This window comes from Neptuniibacter sp. QD34_54, assembly GCF_047778055.1.
In the GTDB taxonomy this organism is placed as follows: Bacteria; Pseudomonadota; Gammaproteobacteria; order Pseudomonadales; family Balneatricaceae; genus Neptuniibacter.
Map to the genome: position 1 here is coordinate 1,279,830 of NZ_CP180546.1, position 24,551 is coordinate 1,304,380.

General features: G+C 43.7%; 25 protein-coding genes. 11 read left to right on the forward strand and 14 right to left on the reverse strand.

Annotation, left to right across the window (positions count from 1 at the left end; translation table 11 throughout):
* Positions 1-5: 5 nt before the first annotated feature.
* Complete coding sequence (gene ccoO / locus ACMXYP_RS05775) at positions 6-623, reverse strand: cytochrome-c oxidase, cbb3-type subunit II (RefSeq protein ID WP_415884648.1); 618 nt, start codon at positions 621-623, stop codon at positions 6-8.
* A gap of 23 nt (positions 624-646) precedes the next feature.
* The gene (gene ccoN, locus ACMXYP_RS05780) at positions 647-2,077 is read right to left on the reverse strand and encodes a cytochrome-c oxidase, cbb3-type subunit I (protein ID WP_415884066.1); all 1,431 of its coding nucleotides are present in this window, start codon (positions 2,075-2,077) and stop codon (positions 647-649) included.
* A gap of 370 nt (positions 2,078-2,447) precedes the next feature.
* On the opposite strand from ccoN, the gene ACMXYP_RS05785 reads away from it, so the two are divergent.
* Entirely contained in the window at positions 2,448-3,050 is a 603-nt protein-coding gene (locus ACMXYP_RS05785) for an alpha/beta family hydrolase (RefSeq protein ID WP_415884067.1), read from the forward strand.
* Positions 3,047-4,114 carry a 23S rRNA (cytidine(2498)-2'-O)-methyltransferase RlmM gene (gene rlmM / locus ACMXYP_RS05790; protein WP_415884068.1) on the forward strand — a complete coding sequence of 356 codons (1,068 nt, stop codon included), beginning with the start codon at positions 3,047-3,049 and terminating at the stop codon, positions 4,112-4,114. The genes ACMXYP_RS05785 and rlmM overlap by 4 nt, the downstream gene beginning before the upstream one ends.
* A 31-nt stretch (positions 4,115-4,145) precedes the next feature.
* On the opposite strand, the gene ACMXYP_RS05795 is transcribed toward rlmM, so the two are convergent.
* Positions 4,146-4,427 carry an antibiotic biosynthesis monooxygenase family protein gene (locus tag ACMXYP_RS05795; RefSeq protein ID WP_415884070.1) on the reverse strand — a complete coding sequence of 94 codons (282 nt, stop codon included), beginning with the start codon at positions 4,425-4,427 and terminating at the stop codon, positions 4,146-4,148.
* Positions 4,428-4,577: 150 nt separating this feature from the next.
* Here ACMXYP_RS05795 and tusA point away from each other — a divergent pair, with 150 nt between their 5' ends.
* The gene (gene tusA, locus ACMXYP_RS05800) at positions 4,578-4,817 is read left to right on the forward strand and encodes a sulfurtransferase TusA (protein WP_415884071.1); all 240 of its coding nucleotides are present in this window, start codon (positions 4,578-4,580) and stop codon (positions 4,815-4,817) included.
* A complete protein-coding gene (locus ACMXYP_RS05805; RefSeq protein ID WP_415884072.1) occupies positions 4,817-5,362 on the forward strand; it encodes a ProQ/FINO family protein in 546 nt (181 codons plus the stop codon). Before tusA ends, ACMXYP_RS05805 begins: the two co-directional genes overlap by 1 nt.
* Before the next feature lie 73 nt (positions 5,363-5,435).
* Here the strand turns inward: ACMXYP_RS05805 and ACMXYP_RS05810 are convergent, their stop codons facing one another.
* The 4 genes from ACMXYP_RS05810 to ACMXYP_RS05825 form a co-directional block, all read right to left on the reverse strand.
* The gene (locus ACMXYP_RS05810) at positions 5,436-7,391 is read right to left on the reverse strand and encodes an EAL domain-containing protein (RefSeq protein ID WP_415884073.1); all 1,956 of its coding nucleotides are present in this window, start codon (positions 7,389-7,391) and stop codon (positions 5,436-5,438) included.
* 24 nt (positions 7,392-7,415) lie between these two features.
* The gene (locus ACMXYP_RS05815; RefSeq protein ID WP_415884074.1) at positions 7,416-8,057 is read right to left on the reverse strand and encodes a transglutaminase-like cysteine peptidase; all 642 of its coding nucleotides are present in this window, start codon (positions 8,055-8,057) and stop codon (positions 7,416-7,418) included.
* Between the two features lie 88 nt (positions 8,058-8,145).
* Positions 8,146-9,228 (reverse strand): DUF3080 family protein, encoded by a 1,083-nt coding sequence (locus tag ACMXYP_RS05820; RefSeq protein ID WP_415884075.1) that lies wholly within the window; start codon positions 9,226-9,228, stop codon positions 8,146-8,148.
* Between the two features lie 7 nt (positions 9,229-9,235).
* Positions 9,236-10,516: an MATE family efflux transporter gene (locus ACMXYP_RS05825; RefSeq protein WP_415884076.1), complete on the reverse strand. Its 1,281-nt coding sequence runs from the start codon at positions 10,514-10,516 to the stop codon at positions 9,236-9,238.
* A 517-nt stretch (positions 10,517-11,033) separates the two neighbouring features.
* Between ACMXYP_RS05825 and ACMXYP_RS05830 the strand changes: the two genes are divergently transcribed.
* Positions 11,034-11,237 (forward strand): cold-shock protein, encoded by a 204-nt coding sequence (locus ACMXYP_RS05830; RefSeq protein WP_415884078.1) that lies wholly within the window; start codon positions 11,034-11,036, stop codon positions 11,235-11,237.
* Between the two features lie 89 nt (positions 11,238-11,326).
* On the opposite strand, the gene ACMXYP_RS05835 is transcribed toward ACMXYP_RS05830, so the two are convergent.
* Both ACMXYP_RS05835 and mqo read right to left on the reverse strand, forming a co-directional pair.
* Positions 11,327-11,560, reverse strand: a complete 234-nt coding sequence (locus ACMXYP_RS05835; protein ID WP_415884079.1) for a Fe-S-cluster oxidoreductase — start codon at positions 11,558-11,560, stop codon at positions 11,327-11,329.
* 113 nt (positions 11,561-11,673) lie between these two features.
* The gene (gene mqo, locus ACMXYP_RS05840; RefSeq protein WP_415884080.1) at positions 11,674-13,215 is read right to left on the reverse strand and encodes a malate dehydrogenase (quinone); all 1,542 of its coding nucleotides are present in this window, start codon (positions 13,213-13,215) and stop codon (positions 11,674-11,676) included.
* Positions 13,216-13,650: 435 nt separating this feature from the next.
* Between mqo and ACMXYP_RS05845 the strand changes: the two genes are divergently transcribed.
* The gene (locus tag ACMXYP_RS05845) at positions 13,651-14,052 is read left to right on the forward strand and encodes an SMI1/KNR4 family protein (protein WP_415884081.1); all 402 of its coding nucleotides are present in this window, start codon (positions 13,651-13,653) and stop codon (positions 14,050-14,052) included.
* Positions 14,053-14,055: 3 nt separating this feature from the next.
* On the forward strand, positions 14,056-14,469 hold the full coding sequence (locus ACMXYP_RS05850) for a tetratricopeptide repeat protein (RefSeq protein WP_415884082.1): 414 nt from the start codon (positions 14,056-14,058) through the stop codon (positions 14,467-14,469).
* Positions 14,470-14,545: 76 nt separating this feature from the next.
* On the opposite strand, the gene ACMXYP_RS05855 is transcribed toward ACMXYP_RS05850, so the two are convergent.
* A complete protein-coding gene (locus ACMXYP_RS05855) occupies positions 14,546-16,306 on the reverse strand; it encodes a PHA/PHB synthase family protein (RefSeq protein WP_415884083.1) in 1,761 nt (586 codons plus the stop codon).
* Between the two features lie 908 nt (positions 16,307-17,214).
* Here ACMXYP_RS05855 and ACMXYP_RS05860 point away from each other — a divergent pair.
* Positions 17,215-17,463: a glutaredoxin family protein gene (locus ACMXYP_RS05860; protein ID WP_415884084.1), complete on the forward strand. Its 249-nt coding sequence runs from the start codon at positions 17,215-17,217 to the stop codon at positions 17,461-17,463.
* On the opposite strand, the gene ACMXYP_RS05865 is transcribed toward ACMXYP_RS05860, so the two are convergent.
* Both ACMXYP_RS05865 and ACMXYP_RS05870 read right to left on the reverse strand, forming a co-directional pair.
* The gene (locus tag ACMXYP_RS05865; protein ID WP_415884085.1) at positions 17,456-18,253 is read right to left on the reverse strand and encodes a TatD family hydrolase; all 798 of its coding nucleotides are present in this window, start codon (positions 18,251-18,253) and stop codon (positions 17,456-17,458) included. The two genes, ACMXYP_RS05860 and ACMXYP_RS05865, sit on opposite strands and share 8 nt — an antisense overlap.
* A gap of 25 nt (positions 18,254-18,278) precedes the next feature.
* Positions 18,279-20,243 carry a transglycosylase SLT domain-containing protein gene (locus ACMXYP_RS05870; protein ID WP_415884086.1) on the reverse strand — a complete coding sequence of 655 codons (1,965 nt, stop codon included), beginning with the start codon at positions 20,241-20,243 and terminating at the stop codon, positions 18,279-18,281.
* 147 nt (positions 20,244-20,390) lie between these two features.
* On the opposite strand from ACMXYP_RS05870, the gene ACMXYP_RS05875 reads away from it, so the two are divergent.
* Positions 20,391-22,283 (forward strand): ATP-binding cassette domain-containing protein, encoded by a 1,893-nt coding sequence (locus ACMXYP_RS05875; protein ID WP_415884087.1) that lies wholly within the window; start codon positions 20,391-20,393, stop codon positions 22,281-22,283.
* A 7-nt stretch (positions 22,284-22,290) separates the two neighbouring features.
* Here the strand turns inward: ACMXYP_RS05875 and ACMXYP_RS05880 are convergent, their stop codons facing one another.
* Positions 22,291-22,731 carry a universal stress protein gene (locus ACMXYP_RS05880; RefSeq protein ID WP_415884088.1) on the reverse strand — a complete coding sequence of 147 codons (441 nt, stop codon included), beginning with the start codon at positions 22,729-22,731 and terminating at the stop codon, positions 22,291-22,293.
* 226 nt (positions 22,732-22,957) lie between these two features.
* Here ACMXYP_RS05880 and ACMXYP_RS05885 point away from each other — a divergent pair, with 226 nt between their 5' ends.
* Together ACMXYP_RS05885 and ACMXYP_RS05890 are read left to right on the forward strand one after the other, a co-directional pair.
* The gene (locus tag ACMXYP_RS05885) at positions 22,958-23,476 is read left to right on the forward strand and encodes a hypothetical protein (protein WP_415884089.1); all 519 of its coding nucleotides are present in this window, start codon (positions 22,958-22,960) and stop codon (positions 23,474-23,476) included.
* Positions 23,476-23,700 (forward strand): DUF1653 domain-containing protein, encoded by a 225-nt coding sequence (locus ACMXYP_RS05890; protein ID WP_415884090.1) that lies wholly within the window; start codon positions 23,476-23,478, stop codon positions 23,698-23,700. Before ACMXYP_RS05885 ends, ACMXYP_RS05890 begins: the two co-directional genes overlap by 1 nt.
* On the opposite strand, the gene ACMXYP_RS05895 is transcribed toward ACMXYP_RS05890, so the two are convergent.
* Positions 23,697-24,401 (reverse strand): DNA topoisomerase I, encoded by a 705-nt coding sequence (locus tag ACMXYP_RS05895; RefSeq protein WP_415884091.1) that lies wholly within the window; start codon positions 24,399-24,401, stop codon positions 23,697-23,699. The two genes, ACMXYP_RS05890 and ACMXYP_RS05895, sit on opposite strands and share 4 nt — an antisense overlap.
* Positions 24,402-24,551 lie beyond the last annotated feature (150 nt).

Here is a 24,551-nt window from a genome sequence, read left to right on the forward strand (position 1 = left end):
CGTTACTACCGCTTGTTAGTGTATTCAGAATGCATTTTACCCAGTGCTTGTAGGTAAGCTACAACAGCATCGATCTCGTATTTACCCTGAACTTCTTTCTGGGCATTAGCGATCTGCTCGTCAGTGAAAGGAACACCAACAGCGCGTTGTGCTTCAAGCTTCTTAGCAGTGTCTGCACCGGTTAGTTTGTTTTCAAACAACCATGGGTAAGAAGGCATCTTAGACTCAGGTACAACGTCACGAGGGTTGTACAAGTGAGCGCGGTGCCAATCATCAGAGTAACGACCACCTACACGAGCTAGGTCTGGACCTGTACGCTTAGAACCCCATAGGAATGGGTGTTCCCAAACGTGCTCATTCGCAGTTGAGAAGTGACCGTAACGTTCCGTTTCAGCACGGAAAGGACGGATCATCTGGCTGTGACAAGTGTTACAACCTTCACGGATGTAGATGTCACGGCCTTCAAACTCAAGCGGAGTGTAAGTACGTAGGCCTTCAATTGGCTTAGTAGTAGAAGTTTGGAAGAACAGAGGGACGATCTCTGCTAGGCCACCACCGCTGATTACGATGATGATAAGCAGAATCATCAGGCCAATGTTCTTTTCTATCGTTTCGTGTTTGATCATTTCTATCTGCTCCTATGACCTTAAGCTGCCTGTGCAGAAGCTTGAGCTTCTGGTGCAGTGCTGCCTTTACGAACAGTCTGCCAAGTGTTGTAGGCCATCAGAATCATACCAGTCAGGAAGAACATACCGCCCAACCAACGAACAAAGTAACCAGGGTGAGAAGCTTCTAGTGCTTCTACGAAGCTGTAAGTCAAAGTACCGTCAGCGTTAACTGCGCGCCACATTAGACCCTGTAGGATACCGTTAACCCACATCGCGCAGATGTATAGAACCGTACCTACTGTCGCTAGCCAGAAGTGAGTGTTGATAAGACCAACGCTGTACATCTGAGCTTTACCGAATAGGCGAGGGATCATGTGGTAAACCGCACCGATAGAGATCATTGCAACCCAACCCAATGCACCAGCGTGTACGTGACCAACAGTCCAGTCAGTGTAGTGAGACAGTGCGTTTACTGTCTTAATAGACATCATTGGACCTTCGAACGTAGACATACCGTAGAAGGAAAGAGATACAACAAGGAAACGAAGAACTGGATCCGTGCGAAGCTTATGCCAAGCACCAGATAGAGTCATCATACCGTTGATCATACCACCCCAAGATGGAGCTAGAAGGATCAGAGACATAACCATCGCTACAGACTGAGTCCAGTCAGGAAGCGCTGTGTAGTGAAGGTGGTGACCACCAGCCCAGATGTATGTCGCAATCAACGCCCAGAAGTGAACGATAGATAGACGGTAAGAATAGATTGGACGTTCAGCTTGTTTTGGTACGAAGTAGTACATCATACCTAGGAAGCCAGCTGTCAGGAAGAAACCTACAGCGTTATGACCGTACCACCACTGGATCATCGCATCTACAGTACCGGAGTAGATGGAGTAAGACTTCCACATAGAAACAGGGATAGCCATGCTGTTAACGATGTGTAGAACAGCAACAGTGATGATGAATGCCATGTAGAACCAGTTACCTACGTAGATGTGAGATGTCTTACGCATCTTCACAGTACCTAGGAATACAATAGCGTATGCAACCCACACGATAGTGATTAGCAGGTCGATTGGCCATTCTAGCTCAGCATATTCTTTGGAAGAAGTTAGACCTAGCGGCAGAGTAATTGCTGCTGCAAGGATAACTGCTTGCCAGCCCCAGAATGTAAACGCTGCAAGGCCATCAGAGATCAGGCGGCGTTGGCTGGTGCGTTGAACTACATAGTAAGACGTTGCAAACAGGGCACAGCCGCCGAATGCAAAGATAACTGCGTTAGTGTGCAGTGGACGTAGACGACCGTAAGTCAGCCACGCTGTATCAAAGTTTAGTGCTGGCCAAACCAACTGTGCAGCAATTAGGACACCGACGGTCATACCGACGATACCCCAAATTACTGTCATGATGGCGAACTGGCGCACCACTTTATAATTGTAGGTGGGGTGTTCAGTTGCTGTGCTCATGTCAGGCTCTCATCAACAAGCTATTTATGGAAATTTTGAGTTTCGCAGGCAATTATCTTGGAATAGGGCCTTATTTTCAATGTGTTTAGGTCATTCAATGAGGCATTTTGTCGCAGTTGCGAAATTTCTACCTAGGTATTGTTTGCTTGATACTTTTAGGTTGGGGTGTTTTTTAACTTAATGAAATATAAGGAATATTTTTTATAGTCTGTAATCCTTTGTTTTAAAAAGAGATATAATTTTGGCGTTTTTTGTCGTAAAAAACGTCGCATTTTGTGCTGCACAGTAAGGCTTTTCTCAGCGTTTGTTGATTCAAGTCAACTTTGAAACAGCGGTAAAACTCATTTTTTGACTGATTAAGGGGCTGTTTATGTTAATTGATGGTGATTTGAAAGCGGGGAAAGTGCTATTTGCACATGGTGCGGGTGCGCCAATGGACAGTGAGTTTATGGAACAGATGGCGGAGCGCTTAGCTAAACTTGGGTTGCAGGTTGTTCGTTTTGAATTTCCATATATGCAGACCATCAGAGAAACTGGCAAGCGACGTCCCCCAGATAGAATGCCTAACTTGCTGGATTACTTTACACAAATGATTGAAGAGCAAGTAGTGGATGGTAAGCCCCTGTATTTGGCGGGAAAATCTATGGGTGGTCGTGCTGCTTCAATGCTACTTAATCATCCAGCTGTAAGTGCCGGATTTGTATTCGGTTATCCTTTTCATCCGCGTGGAAAGCCAGAATCGTTGCGCGTTGATCATTTAAAGGATCTATCGAAGCCTTTGTATATTTTTCAAGGCGAAAGAGATCCAATGGGTTCACTTCCTGAAGTTACAGAGTACAATTTGCCGGCATCTGTCCATGTGCATTGGTTTGAGGATGGTGATCATGACATCAAGCCACGTAAGGCTTCAGGTTTTACGCAAATTCAGCATATGGACCATATCGCTCAGATTATCGGGAAACAGCTAAGTTGACATATTTTAATCGATTAGTCCTACAGTGCCGCTCAGGCTTCGAGAAAGAGGTCGCAGGGGAGATTACTGATCAGTGCTCTACTATCGGCCTATACGGATACTGCACCTTAGAGTCTGGTCAGGGTTATGTTGAGTTCCATTTGCAAACTCCAGGTGATGCAGAGAGGGCTATTGCTGAAATTGATTTTAATAGTTTGATTTTTGTAAGGCAGTGGATGGTTTGTGGCGATTGCCAGCAACTAGAACGGGACGACCGCATTTCGCAGTTACAACAGATTCTTAATGATTTTCCTGATTGTACTGATCTTTGGGCAGAATACCCTGATACTACAGATGGTCGCGAGTTGGCTACCTTTTCGAAGAAGTTCAGCTCGGCTTTGGCGCAAAAACTACGTAAAAGTGGACGTTTGAAGAAAAAAGCGAATAGTAAAGGTAATCGTTTGTTGCTGTTCGTTTTGTCTGGCAGTGAAATGTTTGTGGGTTATGCGCCTGTGAACAACTCTGCGCCTTGGTCGCTAGGTGTACCCCGTCTTAAGTTCCCCAAACAAGCGCCAAGTCGTTCAACGTTGAAATTGGAAGAGGCGTGGCATTGGTTTATTCCGCGTGACGATTGGGATCAACGAATCCCTCATGGTTCTACAGCAGTCGATCTAGGTGCGGCGCCGGGTGGGTGGACCTGGCAGTTGGTTCAACGCAGTATGTTTGTTACTGCAGTAGACAACGGACCCATGCAAGATCAGTTGATGGAATCTGGGCAAGTGACCCATATTCAAGAAGATGCTTATAAATTTATACCTGCGCAGCCTGTCAATATGATGGTGTGTGATGTTGTAGATAAACCGATTAAAACGGCCGGGATGGCGGCTGATTGGGTGATCAATGGTTGGTGCGATGAGGCTATCTTCAATCTGAAACTACCAATGAAGCAGCGCTATCAAGAGGTTGTATCTTGTTTAAATCTAATCGCTGAAAGGTTTATGCAGGAAGGCTTAGCGTATGAGTTATCGGCTAAACACCTTTACCATGATCGAGAGGAGATAACCTGCCACCTTAGAGTGCTATAAAAATACAGCGATAAGATGGCAGTTTCAGATATTAGTGTTCAAAAACGGTGACTTTTTCCTCGGTTTCTAGCATTGGGTTAAGAGTCGCCATCATATCTTGGCGCTCTGAGGATTGTGCCCAGCGTTGCCAATCTTGAAGAGTTCTGTAGGTTGCAATAACCATCCTGTGGTTTGGATCACTGGCATTTTTAAGAGCTTCGCCAGAAATGAAGCCGTGAGCTTGCATCGCTAATTGTAGCGTTTCACGGGCAGCTTTTTCATAGTGCTCGCCTAAGTCATCGGCAATATGTCGTTCGATAAGTACTCGAATCATATGATCTCTCCATCTAAAACTACGTTCCACACATATAGAATGGATTATTTTTATTTTAAAAGCGACTTTAGTTGCTTAATTACTGATTAAATGACTTTTGCTGTCATGGGTAATTTGAGACAATATGCATCTTTCTGCAAGAGATAAAACATGACGGACATCAAAGCCGACCATATTCTTGATGCAAAGGGCCTATACTGCCCTGAGCCTGTTATGATGTTGCATAATCATGTTAGGGATATGCTGGCAGGGGAAGTGCTGCATATTTTGGCAACTGATCCTTCTACTCAGCGTGACATTCCTAAGTTCTGTACGTTTTTAGGGCATGAGTTGGTTGAGCAGTATGTAGAAGACGACCTTTACGGGTATTACATTCGTAAGGGTGAATGATGTCTGTGGATGTTGAGCAGATAAGTACTAAAACTAGGCAATTAATTGATCAATTGGAAAATATGCTAGATTCTGCGGAGGCGAATCTGACTCAGTCAAAGCAAGTTTTCCAATCAGAGGCTAATCAGGTGAATGACGTAGTAAACAAAACGCCAAAGGCGAAATCCAAAAACCGTGCTGCAAATATGGCTGCTCTGCAGCAGTTGATGGAAGCGTATCCGAAAACCTTTGATCGTAAAAACGTTAGGCCTCTAAAAATAGGCATTCAAGAAGATCTTGTTGCTGACGAAAAAGTCGCTAAAAACAAAATCAAACGTGCCCTTGCGAGTTATGTTCGTTCGCTGAACTACTACCGTTCCTTGCGTGAAGGCGCTGAGCGTATAGATATTAACGGTGAGCCTGCTGGTGTTGTGACTAAAGAAGAGTCAGATCACGCGAAAGGTAAGTTGAAAGAGATCAACAAAGTACGTCAAGAGAAGCGCAAAGAGCAAGAGCGTGAAGAGCGGATGAGCAAAAAGCTTGAGATGCTAGTTGGTCGGAAGTAAGTTCTACAGCAGATACAAAAAAACGGCGGTTATACCGCCGTTTTTTTATGCCTGTAAAGCTGCTACAAAACCCTTAAGCTTTGCTTAAGGGTTTTGGTGTGCCGTGAAGGTAACCTTGGCTACCATCCACATTCAGGCCTTCAAGGATCTGTAACTGACTTTCTCTCTCTACATGTTCTGCGTAGGCTTTGATCTCAAGGCTGTGAGCTACGCTGATTAGGCTGCTGACAAAGAAGCGGTCTTCATCGTTCTGATCGATATTACGAATTAGTGAACCATCAATCTTGATGTAATCAGGTTGTATTGAGTACAGGTAAGAGAAGCCGCTAGGGTGAATACCGAAATGGTCGACACCAAATTCAGCGCCAATGGATTTTAGAGCCTTTCGGAATTCTAGAATGCCTTCAATATTATTTAATACGCTCGTTTCATCTAGCTCGAATAGAACTTTAACGCTTGGGCTAATCGTTTTTAACTTATCAAGAAGCCATGTTCTAAAGTTTTCACTACTTACAGCTTCATGACTCAAGTTAATCGTTAGCGGGCAGGCTATCTTCTCGTGCTGCTCTAAGGCTAGTTCGATTACGGCTCTGTCCATCTCGGGCATTAAACCAAGCTCTTTTACAACACTGATAAATTCGCCGGCAGAAGCTGGCTGGTTATTTTGATTAAGAATACGTGCAAAGATCTCATCCTGAATCGGCATTGAACCAGGTTTTTTACTAAATACGCTTTGAATTTGTAAAAAGATTTGGCGCTGATTAATCGCATTAGCAACATGTTGTTTCCAGTCGGATTGCTGCGGCTGAGCGGCGATTTTTTCTGAAGTGTTGAATTGTTTCCATAATACTTTGGATTTTTCGGCTTCATTACTTGCTATGCGAGCTTCAGATAGAAGCTGGCTACTGTTACTTTCATCGTTACATTCGCAGCTACCGATACTAATTATTGAGCCTTCGATATCTTGGCCCATTAGCTGTGCAAGGTGTTTGCGGCTTTCCTGATCAAGTTGTTCCAGTTTAAGTTTTAGCTGGTCGGTATCGATTGTATTAACTAGCAGTATGAAGTCAGCGCCGGTCACACGACCAAGTACGCTCTGATCTGATCCACGTGCAAAATCTTCTAAGTGGCTAGCTAGGTGTTTCAGCAAGTTGTTGGTCTTATCCATACCTATCTGCTGGTTGGTCTCTTGCAGATTGCATAGGTGGATATTGAATAGAGTGCCTCTACCAAAATCTTTACGGTAATCAAGGCGTTCGGCTAGTTGTGCTTCAGTTGCGCGTTGATTAGATAAGCCAGTTAAGCTGTCTTGATAGGCGTTTCGACGTAGCTCTTCAATATTGCGAGCTTGCTCTTCGAACATTACCTGCACTTGCTTAACCATACGGTTCATTGCTTGTACTACACGCTTTAGTTCACGTGTGCCCGGTAACTTTTCTTGCTCTAGATAGCGTTTTTCAGACAGAGCGATAGCTTGCTGCTCAACTGTGTGTAGTGGTTTTAGTAGGTATCTAATCAGTGAGCTGATAGCCAATAGGCATATGAGGGATAAAGATATAAACAGTATGATGCTATCTTGCGCACCTTTCCATAGTTTCTCGTAAGCGTAGCCTGCGCTACTTTGTACGTAGATTTTCCCTACTTGTTGCCATTGGTGAGCGACTTCCCTAAACATTGATGGCGGAGTTATTTGCACCATTGACCTAAACCACTCAGGTACTTCTTCGCTAATGGTTTCCGGCGCCTTTTTCTCAAACAGAACCTCTTCATCCCCATTAGTCACAATAATACGCTGGTAGAAGCCACTGTCGAAAATTGCATTAACGGCTGTTTCGATAGTCGCACTGTCGTTTTCAGCCATATAAGGGGCAAGGTAAAGGCCTAAATGGGTAGCAGAATCTTGCGCGTGTGACTCCAGTTGATCCTGGAGAACAGAGCGCGAGCTTTCTGACATTATGTAAAGGGTGCCAGAAACCAAACCTATAAGTACCGCAAAAATCGCGGCGATAAGTTGGTTAACCAGTGACATAATAGATACTCCTCATCATTAAACCTACCTTAGGTTAATGTCATTGTTTTCAATACGAGATTGTAGTTTTACCCAAGGCTTTAATCTGTCTGATGTTCCTACTAACGTAGTTCTACGGCCCATTTTTGAGAGCCATAGTTTATCACCATTAAAGCTATAAACGTGTAACAGGTCTGTACGCTTGGAAGCAGGCAAAATTTCACCGTTAATATTGTCCAGAACTAGAGGGGTTGCACGTGGCTTGGGGTAGTACGTTAATACCATGTGGGCTTGGTTGTACTCCAAGGCTTTAACGTAGGCTAAATTCATTTTTTCTACAGGTACACCCAGCTCTTTGAGTGTGTAGTATTTCGCTATGCTGAAATCTTCGCAGTCACCGCCGTTGGTGATCAGAAATTCTACGGGTGTGGCCCAGTAATCTTTCTTTTTCCAGTGCTTGATGTCATCGATAAATCGCACTTGGTTAAAAAAGTCGTTTACACGTTCTAGCTTGTGACTTTCGCTCTCATTGGCCAATTCAGTTAATAGGTTCTGCCAAGTTTCGAGTCGACGTTTTGCTTTTGCACCGTATTTATTTCCCAACTTTTCAATATCAGCTTTGCTCAGGCGCACGCTTTCAGCATCCACTTGGGTAAGTAGAAGGGCTGAAGCAAACAGTAACAACACAAAAAATGCTGTATTGAATGATAGGCCATTACTGTGCTGTTTTGATTTAAAGGCTGGGTTCAATGTCCAATCCGTAGCTCAAAAGCGGTTAGTCTTTCTGTGTCGGCATCATGCCGCAATTTTTTAAGGTTTTTTGCCAAGCTTCAGTATGTTTGTCCCTAGCGCGTTGGTAACTCAACCAAATGCCATGAGGTGCTGTTTTGGACAGTATAGTGGTTGAATAAGTTTCCATTGATTGTGGAATGCTTACCGAAAGTGCTGTGTAATTTTGCAGTAATTGCTGATTAAGGTCGAGCCACTTGGAGGCATATCGGTCAATTTGCGCTAAATAAGGTAAAACTTCACCGATATAGAACTTATAGAAAACGTTTTCTAGAATACGTGCCGTTTTATTTGGGCTTTGGTTTCTACATAGAGGGGTGTTAGGCGAATTTCGTTGCTCTAATAAACTTGCAGCTTGATCAAGGTGGTAAGTAAGGAGTTCAAGTGAGCTGATAATTGCTGGGCCAGATCTATTGCTGTGTAAGATTTTAAAGGCTTGGTTTAAGTGATCTTTATTAGGTTTTGTCCTTCCTAATTGATCAAGGTTATGCTCGGTTAAATTTACAAGGGTTTGTAAGGCTTCAATGCTCTGTTGAGTGCTGCTGTTATCAACTAGAGGTAGAGCTGTTTGCGAACGGCTGAAATTGGCTTCCATTTCTGGTGCGGTAAATACCCCATTCCATAATTCGGCAGGCAAATTATCACGTTTAACCCGATGGATGTCGTTTACTCTTTTTAGCAGTTCAGTATCAATCGCGCTGTCGTTGCGCAAAGATTCTCGGCACTGAGTCAGTAAATGATAGAAATTAAGCTCATATAGTAATTTTGTTGATGGCTTGGCTACCTTGCCAAGAGAGCTATTCCGCTCTGCGATTAGGGGCAGCAGATCACAACGTTTTAGTTTCAGAACGTCTAGCAGGCCTTCACGGATCTCTGTGGTTTTAAGGATTCGTTCGCGTTTAAGTGGGAATTGCACTCTTGTCTTGGGGAGGTATGGCTGAGGTTGATTTAGATCGAGAGTGTTACTCAGACGGTAAAGGTAATTCTCTAAGACTAGTTCAGGCGTATCTCGGCTACATCCGCCAACGGATATTAGTACGATGATAAGAATTGAGAACCGTTTTAGCATAACTAGGTTAATGATGTTGGGCTTGGCTGAGCACTTGGTTGCTTTTCCAGTGTAATCGAGTAATTAACAGTATAGCGCCAATGGTTAAGCCAATAAGTAAACCAATCCAGAACCCTTTAGGACCCATCGCTTCAGTAATCAACTCGGTTTTACCTAAGATATAACCAGAAGGAAGACCAATGAGCCAATAGGCGATAAACACTAGCATAAGTGGAACAACGGTATCTTTATAGCCTCTAAGGGCGCCTGAACATGTTATCTGGATGGCATCTGAGAACTGGAAAAGGGCTGCAATAATGATCAATGTACTGGCGATCTCAATAATCTGAACTTCTTGGGTATAAAGCTCGGCAATTGGCGTTGCAAATATTGCCATCAGTGAAGAGCTGAAGATTGCCAAGGTCAAAGTGATAATCAAACCTGTAACAGCACTGAATTTTGCTGCTTCAGGTTTTTGCGCTCCGAGTTGATGACCAACGCGTATGGTGAGTGCCAGGGATATACTTAAAGGCAGCATAAAGATCAGGCCGGTAAAGCTGATCGTGATCTGGTGAGAGGCGATCATTACCTCACCAAGATCTGCCAAAAGCAGAGCAATTACCGAAAACATGCTGACTTCAATTAAAAGGGCGATGCCGATGGGCAGTCCGAGCTTTAAAAAGTTTTTAAGTGCTGATGGTTCAGGTAGGGACCAACCAGAAAAAGGTTTGATCGTTACAAAGGTGGGTGACTTAGCTAGATAGATAAACGCGCTAAAGAACATAATCCACATAACAATCGCTGTTGCCCAGCCGCAACCTACGCCTCCTAGTTCTGGAAAACCAAACTCGCCATAGATAAGTGCATAGTTAAGTGGGATGTTACATAACAGTCCAAGGATGGAAATTTTCATCGCGGGCTGCGTTTTACCAAAACCTTCAATATAGCTGCGGATAAGTTGATAAAGCAGAAGGGCAGGGAATCCCCAGCTTATAGCAGCCATGTATTGAGTGGTTAATTTAGCTAGCTCCTCCTCTACGCCCATGAAGGCAAGAACTGGATCGCAGTTATGCAGGGCAAAGATCGCAAGTAAGCTTAAAATCGCGACTATGATCACGCCCTGATGCAGTGTCTCCGAGCTAGCATTTTCTTTATTGGCACCTACAAGATGCGCAACCATGGGTGTGGTGGCCATTAAGATGCCTTGGCTAGCAATAAAGATGGGTAGCCAGATACTTGACCCTAATGCTACTGCGGCTAAATCTGTTGCGCTGTAACGTCCGGCCATCAGGGTATCGACAAAACCCATAGAGGTTTGCGCTACTTGAGCGATCGCTATAGGGAAGCCAAGGGTAAGGATTATTTTGATTTCTTGTAGACGTTTCAGGGGATGATCCTTAGATACAACTGAAAAAGGCGGAATGAAGTTTTACAACTCTTCTTTAACTTGTGCTGGTTTTAAGTATACCGCGATGAAATACAGATGAATTAAATCTTATAGTAAAAATTAAGCGTTTAATCATGCTAACAAGTTGTGTACAAGGCGGAAATGACAGCCCGGCACTTACCGATTAGTCGAGTCTTAGACTATTGTAGAGTCTGTTTTGGTCAAAAAAACATCAAAAAACACACAAATGGAATTGAATTAACACAAAGCAGCGCTATGATCAGATGATCGGAAAAGACATGGCTGCTTTAACGTTGCGGCAAGGAAACTCTTAGCCTAACTCTTTCAATGCTGTCTGTTTTTTCTATTTAACAGCTTTAAGCAGGAAATCTTTCGTTGCTTCGGCTGATTTTAATTATCCAAAATAGGGTTTTGAAAGATGGCAACAACTGGAACAGTTAAGTGGTTTAACGACGAAAAAGGCTTTGGTTTTATTGAGCAGGAAGGTGGTCCGGACGTATTTGCACATTTCAGTGCAATTCAGGGCGAAGGCTTCAAAAGCTTAGCTGAAGGCCAAAAAGTAGAGTTTACTGTGACTCAAGGTCAAAAAGGCCCACAAGCTGAAAACATCGTTAAAGTTTAAGCTGTTGCTACGGGGTTAAAGTCCCGTCCTGCACATGATAGAAAGGCAAGCCTAGGGCTTGCTTTTTTATTGCCTAACAGCTGTATCGTTTAATGAGTGCTACTTTCCAGAAGGGTTAGGATCTGCAGCGCTTCTTCTCTGTTTTGACCACAAAATTCTTCTTCAGGTGCAAAGTTAGCACAAGCTTTTGGTCTTTGATCTGTACCAAAGATTTCGCATCGATTTTGCTGATCTAAATGCTTGCAACGTTCGCCCGCAGGTTTGTTTAGGCTGGTGATGCTCGGTGCAATACAGCAGGCACCGCAGTTTTCTCGACATTGCATAGTAACGACAGGAAAAGTTAAAAGGTTATTGTAGCGAAAAGGGTAGGGAAATAAAAAAGCCGGTCAGAAGACCGGCTTTAGGATTGGCTCTATATCATTATAGTTATATTCGACTAGGCTGCTGTGCCTTGATCTTGCAGGCTGCTATCAGCCTGCAGTTCAGTCTTTTTTATAGTATCAAGCCCCAGTGTAGATAAAGTGCGCTTGCGCACATTGTTTAGTAACGCTGCATCTTGAGTCAGATCCTGACCGTAAGATGGGATCATCGCATGAATCTTATCTTGCCACTCTTGTGTAGCAAGTTTTTCTGCGAAGCATGTTTCCACAATGTTGATCATCGTCTGGACTGCAGTTGATGCGCCAGGTGAGGCACCTAGAAGAGCAGCAAGCGTACCATCTTCAGCCGAGATTACTTCAGTACCGAATTCTAGTTTGCCTTTACCGTTCTCATCTTCTTTGATGATCTGTACGCGTTGACCTGCGTAGGAAAGTTCCCAGTCTTCATCTTTTGCATCAGGGAAGAAGTTTCTTAGCGCGTCTACACGAGAGCTGTGAGACTGCATTACTTCACTGATCAGGTACTTGGTAAGGTCCATGTTATTCATACCTACAGAAAGCATCGGCTTGATGTTGCCAAGGTTGATGCTTAGTGGCATGTCGAAGATAGAGCCTTTCTTCAAGAACTTAGTCGTAAATCCAGCAAATGGGCCAAACAGTAGGGCTTGTTCACCGCCGATGACGCGAGTATCCAAGTGAGGTACGGACATCGGTGGAGCACCGATAGGTGCTGTACCATAAACTTTAGCCAAGTGCTTTTTAACGATTTCTGGTTTGCGGCAAACTAGCCATTGACCACTTACAGGGAAGCCGCCATAACCTTTACCTTCAGAGATGCCTGCTTTCTGTAGAAGCGGTAGCGCGCCACCACCCGCACCAAGGAATACAAACTTAGCGTTGATGGCTTCTTTATCGCCAGTTTGGTCATTCTTTAGCGTAATAGTCCAGTTTTTATCTTGGTCTTGCTTAAGATCTTTTACTGTACGGCTTAGTAGAAGTTCGAAATCATCTTGAGCTTCTAGGAAGTTCACCATGTTGCGTGCAAGCGAACCAAAGTTTACGTCGGAGCCGTAAGCAACACGAGTGGCTGCAACTTTCTCGCTTGGATCACGGTTTTCCATGACCAGTGGCATCCACTCTTTCAAGACTGCGTGATCTTCACTGTATTCCATATCCGCAAACTGGTGCGTAGCACTCAATGTTTCATAACGATTGCGAAGGAATTCTACGTTCTTCTCACCCCATACAAAGCTTTGGTGTGGTACAGGATTGATAAATTGAGAAGGTTCAGGAAGGGCGTTTTGTTCTACGAGGTATGACCAGAATTGCAAGCTAACTTCGAAAGAGGCGTTAATCGCGAAAGCTTTAGTGGCATTGATCGTGCCGTCTGGCATTTGTGGCGTGTAGTTCAATTCACAATATGCCGCGTGGCCCGTACCGGCATTGTTCATGCCATCTGTACTTTCATGGGCGACATGATCTAGGCGCTCGATCATGCTGATTTTCAGGGAAGGATCTAGCTGCTTGAGCATGACGCCAAGGGTCGTACTCATAGCTCCCGCGCCGACTAGCAATACGTCTACTGATTTTGTGGTCATAGGAACTTCGCCATTTTAATAATAATAATGGTTTGTGAAGTAGCTGCGGGGATGGGGGCTTGTGGCCGCAACAGTCATGACTTTGGTGAGTCAGCTGTTATCACCCGAGACTTCTTTGTTCTGCAACACATAGAACATAATTTTATTACATTTTCTGGAGGTTGCAGGATGTTTGGCGCGAATTATACGGATTCTGTTGGCAATGTCTTGGGAAATAAGGCCAAAGGAGTTAGCAATTCGGATTAGATTAATTCTAAAGTATTACATATTTTGGCGTGTTGGCTGTCGTATGAAGTAATGTTTAAGGTCTTTGTGTATATGATTATTCTCTAAAGTTATTAAAGGGGGATATAACTGCTCTCTTTTATTTACTTCTCTGTTCTGCTCGACTAGTCTGCCTCCGAATCTGAGAAGCTTAAATACAGGAGCGCCTATATGGAAGATATTATTGAGTTGCTACAAGAACGTAATGTCGAAGTTCCTGTGCCTTTAGATCTGCCTGATGAAGATGATCTTGTAGAGATCGAAGAGCAGATTTTGATTTCACTCCCGGATGAGTATAAGCATTTCCTGCTTGAGGTAAGTGATATTGTTTGTGGTTCTATTGAACCGGCGACTGTGGCTGATCCAAGTTCGCACACTTTTTTACCTGAATTAGCTGCTACAGCTTGGGATATAGGTATGCCTCGAGAGTATATCCCGATCTGTGAGCATGCGAATGGCTATTACTGTATTACGCAAGATGCGGCCATCCTGCTTTGGCAACACGGTGATACGATTGAAGACGAGTGGCCATCTATTTGGAACTGGGCCAAAGACGTATGGTTGGAGAGTTAATTAATGAACAGACAAATATTTCAGCAGATTGAAGCTTTTGCTGAGTCGATGATGAAAGCGGCTGAGACGGATAACGAAAAAGAGTTTTATTCGGTTTATGCTGAATTGGAAGCTTTAGCTGAGCAGTATAAAGGAAAGAAGAACGATCACCCTGTGTTTTGGGAAACACTAGCTGACTTCTCAGAAGAAAACCAAGATGCGATCAAGCTCTATCAGCAAGCTTATCAGTTGGCTGATAGCTTAAAAGATACAGAGTATAAAGCGTCGATTCAATACTCTTTAGCTCAGCGCCTGTTTGAAGAAGGTCAAAAAGAGGATGCGCTCGAAGCTCTGGCTAAAGCAGAGAAATTTGCGGGATTCACTGAGGATCAGGAGCTTCAAGAAGATATTCAGCAGTTACGCTCTGAGATTGAATAATCGATACTGTCTAAAATATAAAACGGACTAAAACAAAAAAACGGAGCAGATGCTCCGTTTTTTGTTTCTAATTAACTTAGTCGATACGTACTGCTACATAACGACCTGGTGCTGCTTCGATAACGCTGTGCTCATCGTTACCTGGTGCGGTTGGAGCCGCAACTTTCTTACCAGCACGACGCTTCAACCACTCAGCCCAGTGAGGCCACCATGAACCTTCCTGACGCTCAGCCGATTCTAACCAGCTATCTGCACCGTTACCTAGTTCACCGTTGATCCAGTAGTTACGACGGTTCTTAGAAGCTGGGTTGATAACACCTGCAACGTGACCACTTGCGCCTAGAACGAACTCGTTTTTGCCTTTCAGTAGTTCGGTACCTTCGAAAGTGCCTTTCCATGGAGCAATGTGATCTTCGATTGTAGATAGGAAGTAGCAAGGGATCTTGATCTTACCAAGATCGATCTTCTCACCGCAGATAGTTAACTGGTCTTTCTTAGTTAGACCGTTTTCCATGTACATGTTGTTGATGTAGTACGTGTACATGCCTGCTGGTAGGTTAGTAGAGTCACTGTTCCAGTACAGGATATCGAACGGAGGAGGCGTCTGACCTTTAAGGTAGTTGTTAACAACGTAAGACCAGATTAGATCGTTTGAACGTAGCATGTTGAAAGACGTAGCAAGCTCACGACCACTTAGGTAGCCCTGATTATTTACTTTGTCTTCCAGTTTCTTAATCTGTTGTTCGTCAATAAATACACATAGATCACCCGGGTCAGTGAAGTCTAGAAGTGTCGTGAAGAACGTTGCAGAAGCGATAGACGTATCTTTACGTGCTGCCATTACCGCTAGAGCAGTTGTTAGTAGAGTACCGCCTACACACCATGCTACTGCGTTAACTTTATCGCTCTTAGTAATGTCTTGAACTACTTGGGTCGCTTTTAGGATGCCTTTTTCTACGTAGTCATCCCAAGTGATATGACCCTGTTCAATTGTTGGGTTCAACCAAGAAATAACGAAGGTTGTTTGGCCTTGGTCTACGCAGTATTTTACGTAAGAGTTGCTTTCTTGCAGGTCAAGGATGTAGAACTTGTTGATGCAAGGAGGCACGATCATTGTTGGGCGAGCGTAAGTCTCTTCAGTCGTTGGTTTGTACTGAATAAGCTGGAACATCTCGTTTTCAAATACAACAGAACCTTCAGTCGTTGCAATGTTCTCACCTAGAACAAATGCAGACTCGTCAGTCATAGAGATGCGGCCTTTTTCAGCATCACCTAGTAGGTTCTTAAGGCCATCAACTAAACTCTGACCTTTAGTTTCCAACGCTTGTTGAAGAACTTCAGGGTTAGTGATTGCAAAGTTGGTTGGAGACATCGCATCGATATATTGCTGCGTGTAAAACTCAAGTTTCTTCTGTTCTTGGTCAGAAAGATTTGCATTAGCTGCCATTTCCTGAAGAAGCTTAGAGCTTAGTAGGTAAGACTGCTTGATGTAATCGAAAACTGGGTTCTGAGACCATTCTTCTGCTTGAAAACGACGGTCGCCACGTGCTGGCTGTGCAACAGATTCGCTGCTTTTGCCTGTTAGCAGGTTAGTCCACAGGCTCATTTGGCTTTGCTGATAGTCAGTAATTGCACGGATCCAAACGGTAGGGTCTTCCCAAGAGCGGTTAGCTAACTCTGTCCAGGATTGCGTGAACTTAGTGAAAATATCATCACAGCCAGAAGCTGAGAACATCTCTAATACTTTCTGGGTTTCGGTGTTCAGGTAGTCAATAAACTCCTGAGGGTTGGAAAGTAGGTTGCTATTGTTGTCCATTGGGTCGCCTTTCTTTGTCATATCCGTCCTTCCATCTTGCCTGCTTCACATATTCTTAACGAGTATGGAATAGTGGAAATACAAGTTTTACGGTTTAGCTCACAATATCGCAACTTTTAATTGCGTTTTCGTGAATATATATGTCCAGCATATTCTTGTGCGGTGCAATGTATCAAGGTATTCCTTGGTCGATCACACTAAGGTGTTACGGCCTTGGTTCAATAAATGTCATACTGATTGTAGGTAAAACACTCGTTTTATGTGGTGATTTTAATTGCTCGTCAGGTTTCGTTCGTCAATCATATCCTCTATATGTTGCAGAAATTTATAACTCTATTCTTCTGTATTTCGCATCTGCTTTATGGTCCCTTTATGGATTGATTTGTCTTTCTTTAAATCCGGGCTTTGGTACTAAAGCGCTTTTAAAACAGAATGATGCACTGCTGCATAGGGAGTATTTATTAACTTTTAACCTAGAATATGTTTCAAGGGTTTAAGACCTGCACCTTTCAAGTACCACTTGCCTAATCAGCAATCTGTAGGACTGACACTCACAGAATTTAACTCTTCTGTGCGATCTTTGATGTCATCTCGCTCAATATAGCCATTTTGTTTAAAAAGGGTGTGGTTGGCTTTCCTGGGAGCCAAAAGACCAGTCTTCGCCGTATGTTTTATAACGTTGAGAGTCTTAAGTGGCTAAGTCTATTTGGGCAAATTGCTCTATGGCTTACTTAACTTGACCATGATTAATCCATCAGTGTTGTTTTTTTTGCATGATCAATTCGTCGTTGTTTTTCGGTATTATCTGGTTTTCATTCACTATATACATTGACTGTGGACTATAGCATGCGGGTTGTAGGCATTCTGTGATCTAGCTCAGGTCTCCGGTCAAACGGTCTGAAATAAAAAAGTTAGCAAGGGTAAATAGAGTGAGAGAACTGGAATTGATGGGAACGGTAGGTTGTCATCTTTGTGAAGTGGCAGAGCAGTTGATAGCATCTTCTGTGGATATGCAGGCGTATGCTATTTATCAGGTCGACATTGCAGATGACGATGATTTGGTTGAACGTTATGGTGTTAAAATTCCAGTGTTGTTGGATTTAGAGAGTAAAGAGGAACTGGAGTGGCCTTTTGATCAATCCAAACTCCTAGAATTTCTTCAGCGTGTGTCTAATTGAGTCCAAAGAATTCGCATGTAGTTTGATAAACATCTTGCTGTAGCTGATCTAACTCTACGTCTCTTAGTTCAGCAACTTTTGTCGCTATGTGCGGCAGATAGATTGGAAGGTTGCGGCGAGATTTTGGTTTCGGTTTTATATCTCGAGGAAGAAGGTAAGGAGCATCCGTTTCAAGCATCAAACGATTGGAAGGAATGTCTTTGACCAGCTTTTGTAGATCTAGTCCACGTCTTTCATCACAGATCCAACCTGTAATGCCAATGTGCATATCCAGATCAAGGTAGTTATAAAGCTCTACCTTAGTGCCCGTAAAGCAGTGTGCTACAGCATGGGGAATATGATCTCTATAGCTGTATAGCATCTCTAGTTGTTTTTTATGGGCGTCTCGCTCATGTAAAAACAGAGGCTGTCGGTGTGTACATGCGATTTCAAGTTGCTTTTCAAAAGCATTGATTTGCTGTTCCGGTGTAGAAAAATTTCGATTGAAGTCTAACCCCATCTCGCCCGCTGCGACGACACAGTCTTCTTTTAATAACGAGTTGAACTCTTGCAGTTGATTAGCTGTATGATCTTTTGCGTAGTGGGGATGAATTCCCGCTGTGCAGTAGAGATGTTCAGGAAATTTTTGGCATAACTCGATAGCTTGTAAGCTCTCATCGAGTGTTGTGCCTGTAATGATTAGGCGTTCAATACCCTGTTCTAATGCTTGCTGGATTACATCTTCCCTGTCTTTATCAAAACTACTGTCAGTAAGGTTAACGCCAATATCAATCCAGCAAGGATTAGTCATACAGATATCTTCTTTTACTATTTGTTTATAAAGCGGTTTTCTTGCTTTGGTTAACGGCTAGCAAGGCGATTTGCTTATCGGTAAGTAAGCTGGCCTGCCGACCTTCTAAGCGATCATAAATGACGCGGAATGCTAATACACTTTGAACATATTTGCGCGTTTCTTTAAACGGAATAGTTTCAATCCAGATGTCTAAAGGTAGATCGCCACGTTGTTTAAGCCACTTAGTTACACGGTGAGGGCCTGCATTATAGGCCGCTGCTGCATGGGCGGGGTTGTTATCGAATTTTTTCAGCATATCCCCTAAGTAGGCTGAACCCAGCGTAATATTAATCTCAGGTTTATCTAACTCTGCATTTTTCTTATACGGAACTTTATGCTTTTTGGCTGTAAGTTTGGCTGTTTGGGGCATTAACTGCATTAAACCACGGGCGCCGACACGGGATGTAGCGTTAAATAGGAATGCACTTTCCTGACGGGCTATAGCAACAGGGAAGCTTAGATCGAGATCGTTCTTAAGCGCATGTTCTTTAAAAAGTTTTGCGTGGGGGTAAGGAAAGCGAAGATCTATATGGTCCCAACGCTCTGTTTTGGCAGCATTGATGATCGCTTGTAGGTGCCAACCCCAAGAGTTAGCTAGATAACCTGCAAGGTTCTTTTGCTGATCATCCATCTGAGACAGAGCGAGGCGCCATTCTCGATTCGCTTCGGTCAATCGACCTAGTTTGAATAACTCACCTGCGCGGGCTGCAGCAGGTAATTTAGCTAACTCATCAAGTTGCTCTTGAGTTACAGCATCTGATTTAGCGTTAAGCTGGAAAGGGCTTTTATTTAACTCTGCCGCTAAAAAACCGTAAAAGCTTCTGTCTTTCGCGACTTCGGCGATTTTTTCTTTTTGGTCGGTATTAGGCTTGAGATGCCTTTCAGCAATGAGAGACCAGTATTGCCATTTAGAATCTTTTTTCTCTTCTTCATTGAGATGACTAATTGCTTCTACAACCGTCTTCCAATCCTGTTTAGCTAAGGCATTACGAATACGTCGTTCTGTTAGTTCCTCAATGCGGTATTCAGAGTCAAGCTGCTTACTCAGCTTGATTGCTTGGCTGTGATAGGTCCAATTCAGCCGCTCGCCCATGTATAGGCTGACTTCATCTTGATCAACCTGCGGCATCAGCCCGTCGCGCTTTTTAAGCCAAGACTGAGTGGCTGTTATTGGTTGTTTACGATACCAGCGTTTATAAGCGATAGATGCCGCTATAGGGCGTTGAACTTTATCAATTTTATTTATAGTTGAGCCATCAACCAGTTCTGGAGAATTGTAAAGTGTCCAGAAAAGCTCAGCTTGTTGTTTCTGTTTTTTATCTTTGATCTTCTTGGTTAGGTAACGAGCGAGTTTGATCTCATTTTGTTCAACGCTCATCCAAAAACGCTGGGAAGCTTCATTCGTTGTCGGTCGACCGGTTGCCATCCAAGCTTTAAACAGCGGGTCGCATGCTTTAGGTTGGGATTTGCCTACCATCCATAGTTCACGCGCCTGATACAGTGCTGTTTTTTTCTGCTGAGAATTGCCATTGAGTAGCGCTGTTTGTTGTTGGCACTCGTAGCGAATGCTAGTAACTGGGTGGTTACTAAAATGCTTACGGTAGGTCGTCCATTTTTTGTTTTTCGCGAGGTGATTTAACCAAGTGCGGTTGAGTCGGTTAGCGATCGGTAGTTTCGGATATTTTTCGATAAATGCAGATACGTTTCCAGAATTGGATTTATACAGCCGTTTTAGCTCGTATTGATAATCTAAATAAGGTGCTAAAGGGTAATCATTAAGTGCTTTTCGAGCCTTCTTAAAAGACTGGGTTTTGTTCTGTTTTAGGTAGGTTTCAGCTTGCAAAAATTGTTTGCGTTGTTGTTCTATGGATGCGTAAGAAATCGGTGCTGTAATAAGTAGCGATGTTAAAGTGAACACACCGGTTGTTGTTTGCCAAAAAGGTTTCATTTTCAAGTCCTATGAATAATCCATTATCACTTTATACGATAGATTAACGGCTTAATTAAATAATAATTTACCTGAATGCAGCATTTTCATGCATATCTGTCGAAAATGAGTAGAATAGCGGCCTCAATGAACAAAAGCTGACCTATCATGCCTCTGATTCGACTCGATAAAATATCCATGGCCTTTGGCGCCAAACCTTTACTAGATAACGTTGATTTCCAAATTGATCCCGGTGAAAGGGTTGCTTTGGTCGGTATGAATGGTGCTGGTAAATCAACACTGTTAAAGCTGGTTGCAGGTCATCACAAAGCTGATGGTGGTGAGTTTTGGGTTTCGCCAACGTGTCGAATTGCAGAATTACCTCAGGCAATGCCAGCGGCAGATGAGCGTTTAGTACGTGATGTAGTTACTGCAGGTTTGGGTGATATCCAAAAGCTACGTCAGGATTACGATGAGCTTGCTGCATCTGAAAATGCAGACATGAAGGTGCTGGATAAGCTTCAGCATCAGATTGAAGCGGTTGATGGTTGGCATTTAGAGCAGCGTGTTCAGCGCGTCATTGAACAGTTGGATCTGCCTGGCGACAAATTAATGTCTGAGTTGTCAGGAGGTTGGCGTCGTCGCACAGCCTTAGGTGCCGCGTTAGTTCAGAATCCTGATCTTTTATTACTCGATGAGCCTACCAACCATTTAGATATCGAGACTATCGAATGGCTAGAGCAGCAACTGCTTGAATTTAAAGGTGGCCTGTTGATTATCTCGCACGATAGGGCATTGGTGGATCGCTTGGCGACGCGTATCGTAGAGCTTGATCGTGGCGTGCTGTCATCGTTCCCGGGTAGCTATTCTGCTTATATGGATCTAAAGCAGAAGATGCTTGAGGACGAAGAGAAGCAGAATGCGCTATTCGATAAGCGTCTGGCGCAAGAAGAAACTTGGATTCGTCAAGGCATTAAGGCGCGTCGAACCCGTAATGAAGGGCGTGTCCGAGCTCTTAAAAAGATGCGTAATGAACGAGCGGACCGACGTGAACGCGGGGGTAAGGCTAAGTTCTCCTTAGAGGAGGCGGCTCGCAGCGGTAAGCTAGTTGCAGAGCTTAAAAATGTGTCGTTGGGGTATGCTGGCAAGCCATTGTTTAGTGACTTTGATTTTGTCTTGCAACGAGGTGATCGTATCGGTCTTATCGGGCCAAATGGTGCCGGTAAGAGTAGTTTGTTAAGCGTGCTTTTAGGTAAGCAATCTCCTGATCAAGGTGAAGTGAAGCTCGGTACGAATCTGAAAATTGCTTACTTTGATCAGTTACGTGCTCAGGTTGATCCAGAAAAAACAGTGATGGATAACATAGCTGAAGGTCGAGAGAGTATCAGCATCAATGGCCGTGATCGTCATCTGATCAGTTACTTGAATGACTTTATGTTTGCGCCTGAAAGAGCGCGAACGCCTGTAAAAGCGTTATCCGGTGGTGAGACAAACAGGGTTTTGTTAGCCAAACTCTTTAGTCAGCCTGCAAACCTGTTAGTGCTGGATGAGCCGACCAACGATCTGGATATTGAAACACTTGAATTGCTTGAAGAGATCATTCTAGATTTTGATGGCACGATTCTTCTAGTAAGCCATGACCGTTCTTTCTTGGATAATGTGGTCACTAGCACCTTGGTATTCGAAGGTGAAGGCGAACTGAATGAATATGTTGGTGGTTATCAAGATTGGTTGAGGCAGCGCCCGGAACCTGTCAAACAGGAGAGTAAGCAGCCTAAAGCTGAAAAGCCTCAAGTCAAAGAAGCGGCGCCTTCTCAGCCTGCGAAGAAGAAAAAGCTAAGTTACAAGCTACAGCGTGAATTAGATGAGCTCCCTGCTCAGTTAGAACAAGCGGAAGCGGCTCTGGAAGCATTGCAAACAGAAACGGCTGCCCCTGATTTTTATCAGCAGGATCACGAATTCGTGAGTCAAAAACTCGGTGAATTACAGGATCAGGAATCACTGGTTGAGCAACTGATGGACCGCTGGGTCGAGTTGGAGGCGCTGCAGGAAGGGGAGTAAACCCTTCCTAGTCTTGATCCTGAATTCTGACTGCTAAAACATCACACTTAGCCCCATGTAAAACGCCGTTAGCGGTTGAGCCAAGTAGAAGGGCAATACCGTGGCGGCCATGGCTGCCTACAATAACCAGATCTATATCATAATCGTCGGCGAGTCGGTGAATCTCTGATTCGGTTTGACCCGTTACCACTAACTGTTCAGTTACCGGATATTCAAGGGTCTCACAATAGCGCTTGAGCTTTTGCTCGGCGTGTTTATCTAGTTGTTCCTGTATCGAGGTTAAATCCATCGGGACATCGCCCCCATAAGCAAAGCTGAGAGGTTCAATAACGTGAACTGCATAGAGCTGTGCGTCGTTCGCTTTTGCAAGTTCATAGGCTTTACTTTTGAGCTGATCAGATTCGCTTGAGAGGTCTAAGGCTAAAAGTATCTTGGAATAAGTTCCCATAACTGCATCTCCACTAGCAAAGTGTTTAAGGCTGTTGAGAGTGACTTACAGACTCTTTTAACAGATTAGCATAGAGCGTTGCTGTACGTACTCTGGTAAACTCGCGGCAGCTGATTTCTATCAATATTTTAATAGGTTGTGTTATTTCTGGGTGTTTTATGCCAGTCATGTACAGCCTGCTATTCAATGTTTCCGCGCGTACGGTAATTGGGCTGAGGGTTTAGTAATGGAATGGATGATAATCGTCCTGATAATGATGTCTTTGTTAGGCTCAATGATGTGGGTTATGCCCACTAAAAAGCAAAAATACCAAGCATCTCTAAGGCTTAAAGCAAAAGCGCTGGGCTTCCAGATACAACTCGAAAAGATGAAGCCGCCTAGAGCACAAGGCGAAATGGAGCCAGATGAGCGTAATATGACCGCTTATCGAGTTTTACGTGAAGGCTTAAGCCGTGAGCAGAAGAATAACTTCAACGCTTGGCAAGTGTTCCGAGTAGAGTCCATTGCTAATATCGGTTTGAATGCTGGTTGGTGCTGGGCTCAAGGTGAGCGCACTTTATCTGAGCCGCAATTAGATAAATTAAATGCGCTGTTAGAGGAGCTTCCAAAGGGGGTTTTCTCTTTAGAATCAACGCCAGCTTATGTAGGTGTTCATTGGGACGAGGCTGGAAATAGTGATAAAGGTGAAGAGATCATGGAATCTCTTTATCAACAGCTTAAAGAATTTAGTGAGGGCAATTTTTGATGTTACCACCGGTTGAAGTACCTGCAGGTCGTTACCAGCACTATAAAGGGCCAGAATACGTTGTTTTAGATGTGGCGCGACATTCTGAAACTGAAGAGTGGCTAGTGGTATACAAGTTGGGCTACGGTGATGAATCTACTTGGGTGCGCCCGTTAGATATGTTTGTTGAGACGGTAACCCTAGAAAACGGTTCAGTTGTTCCTCGTTTTAATAAGATCGACTAGAGAAGGCGATCTAAGGAGTCTGCCAAGGTACCTTTGGAACGTGGTTTTCTTGGTTGGATCTCTTCAATTAGTTTATCTACAGTGTCCAAGCGTGGTTTTTTAACCGTATGAGGGATATTTGCCCTTACTAGCAGAGCTTTTGCGTGACGATAATGGGAAACTGCCGTCATGGAGTCTTCGCTCTGTAAAAAACGGTTACCTTGGCTTACATGAGCATCAGCAACCACAGTTATACGTAGCCAGTACAACTCTTGCTGATAGCTACGAGCAAGCGTTAAAGTGATTTTTCCACCCCGTGCCAATTGAAGTACGAGCTTCTCAGCAAAGTTGATATAGATTTGTGCTCGTTTTAAAGCTTTATCGCTATCGAATACATCAGGAGAAGCAAATGCTTTATCAGCGGTGTCTTTCTGCTGGGTGAGAGAATTAAATAGTTCCGAGTCTGGTGCTAACATAGCAACCTCTTCAAGAAGAGAGGTTGCATGCTCATTAATCTTTTGAATAATTTCGGGCTTGCAGTCTGCTTCACGTAGTACAGCAATGGCCTGCAGAATATGTTCTGCCTGTCCTTTTAGCCAAGTAAGACGCTGATCTTTAGCGTCTTCCTGCTGCTCTCGAGTCGTAATTACAAAATTCACAGTAATGGCGACTAGGCCGACCACTGCGATAAGAATTACAAATAAAAGATTATCGTTAAGCATCAGTATTTTCTGGACGATTAAATTATTGTTAATTATGGTGATTATTGTGGCTTGTAAGTGCTGATAGGTAAAGTTCTTGTTGATCCATTGGTCTACTTTTATCGCAATTGCTGCTTGACCACAGCATTCTCAACACTTATATATGCTCCC

Excerpts from the sequence above, each read along its gene's own strand:
- ccoN (WP_415884066.1), bottom strand. The coding sequence starts at position 2,077 with ATGAGCACAGCAACTGAACACCCCACCTACAATTATAAAGTGGTGCGC.
- ACMXYP_RS05785 (WP_415884067.1), top strand. The coding sequence starts at position 2,448 with ATGTTAATTGATGGTGATTTGAAAGCGGGGAAAGTGCTATTTGCACAT.
- ACMXYP_RS05795 (WP_415884070.1), bottom strand. The coding sequence starts at position 4,427 with ATGATTCGAGTACTTATCGAACGACATATTGCCGATGACTTAGGCGAG.
- tusA (WP_415884071.1), top strand. The coding sequence starts at position 4,578 with ATGACGGACATCAAAGCCGACCATATTCTTGATGCAAAGGGCCTATAC.
- ACMXYP_RS05805 (WP_415884072.1), top strand. The coding sequence starts at position 4,817 with ATGTCTGTGGATGTTGAGCAGATAAGTACTAAAACTAGGCAATTAATT.
- ACMXYP_RS05810 (WP_415884073.1), bottom strand. The coding sequence starts at position 7,391 with ATGTCACTGGTTAACCAACTTATCGCCGCGATTTTTGCGGTACTTATA.
- ACMXYP_RS05820 (WP_415884075.1), bottom strand. The coding sequence starts at position 9,228 with ATGCTAAAACGGTTCTCAATTCTTATCATCGTACTAATATCCGTTGGC.
- ACMXYP_RS05825 (WP_415884076.1), bottom strand. The coding sequence starts at position 10,516 with ATGGGTTTTGTCGATACCCTGATGGCCGGACGTTACAGCGCAACAGAT.
- ACMXYP_RS05830 (WP_415884078.1), top strand. The coding sequence starts at position 11,034 with ATGGCAACAACTGGAACAGTTAAGTGGTTTAACGACGAAAAAGGCTTT.
- ACMXYP_RS05835 (WP_415884079.1), bottom strand. The coding sequence starts at position 11,560 with ATGCAATGTCGAGAAAACTGCGGTGCCTGCTGTATTGCACCGAGCATC.
- mqo (WP_415884080.1), bottom strand. The coding sequence starts at position 13,215 with ATGACCACAAAATCAGTAGACGTATTGCTAGTCGGCGCGGGAGCTATG.
- ACMXYP_RS05845 (WP_415884081.1), top strand. The coding sequence starts at position 13,651 with ATGGAAGATATTATTGAGTTGCTACAAGAACGTAATGTCGAAGTTCCT.
- ACMXYP_RS05850 (WP_415884082.1), top strand. The coding sequence starts at position 14,056 with ATGAACAGACAAATATTTCAGCAGATTGAAGCTTTTGCTGAGTCGATG.
- ACMXYP_RS05855 (WP_415884083.1), bottom strand. The coding sequence starts at position 16,306 with ATGACAAAGAAAGGCGACCCAATGGACAACAATAGCAACCTACTTTCC.
- ACMXYP_RS05865 (WP_415884085.1), bottom strand. The coding sequence starts at position 18,253 with ATGACTAATCCTTGCTGGATTGATATTGGCGTTAACCTTACTGACAGT.
- ACMXYP_RS05870 (WP_415884086.1), bottom strand. The coding sequence starts at position 20,243 with ATGAAACCTTTTTGGCAAACAACAACCGGTGTGTTCACTTTAACATCG.
- ACMXYP_RS05875 (WP_415884087.1), top strand. The coding sequence starts at position 20,391 with ATGCCTCTGATTCGACTCGATAAAATATCCATGGCCTTTGGCGCCAAA.
- ACMXYP_RS05880 (WP_415884088.1), bottom strand. The coding sequence starts at position 22,731 with ATGGGAACTTATTCCAAGATACTTTTAGCCTTAGACCTCTCAAGCGAA.
- ACMXYP_RS05885 (WP_415884089.1), top strand. The coding sequence starts at position 22,958 with ATGGAATGGATGATAATCGTCCTGATAATGATGTCTTTGTTAGGCTCA.
- ACMXYP_RS05890 (WP_415884090.1), top strand. The coding sequence starts at position 23,476 with ATGTTACCACCGGTTGAAGTACCTGCAGGTCGTTACCAGCACTATAAA.
- ACMXYP_RS05895 (WP_415884091.1), bottom strand. The coding sequence starts at position 24,401 with ATGCTTAACGATAATCTTTTATTTGTAATTCTTATCGCAGTGGTCGGC.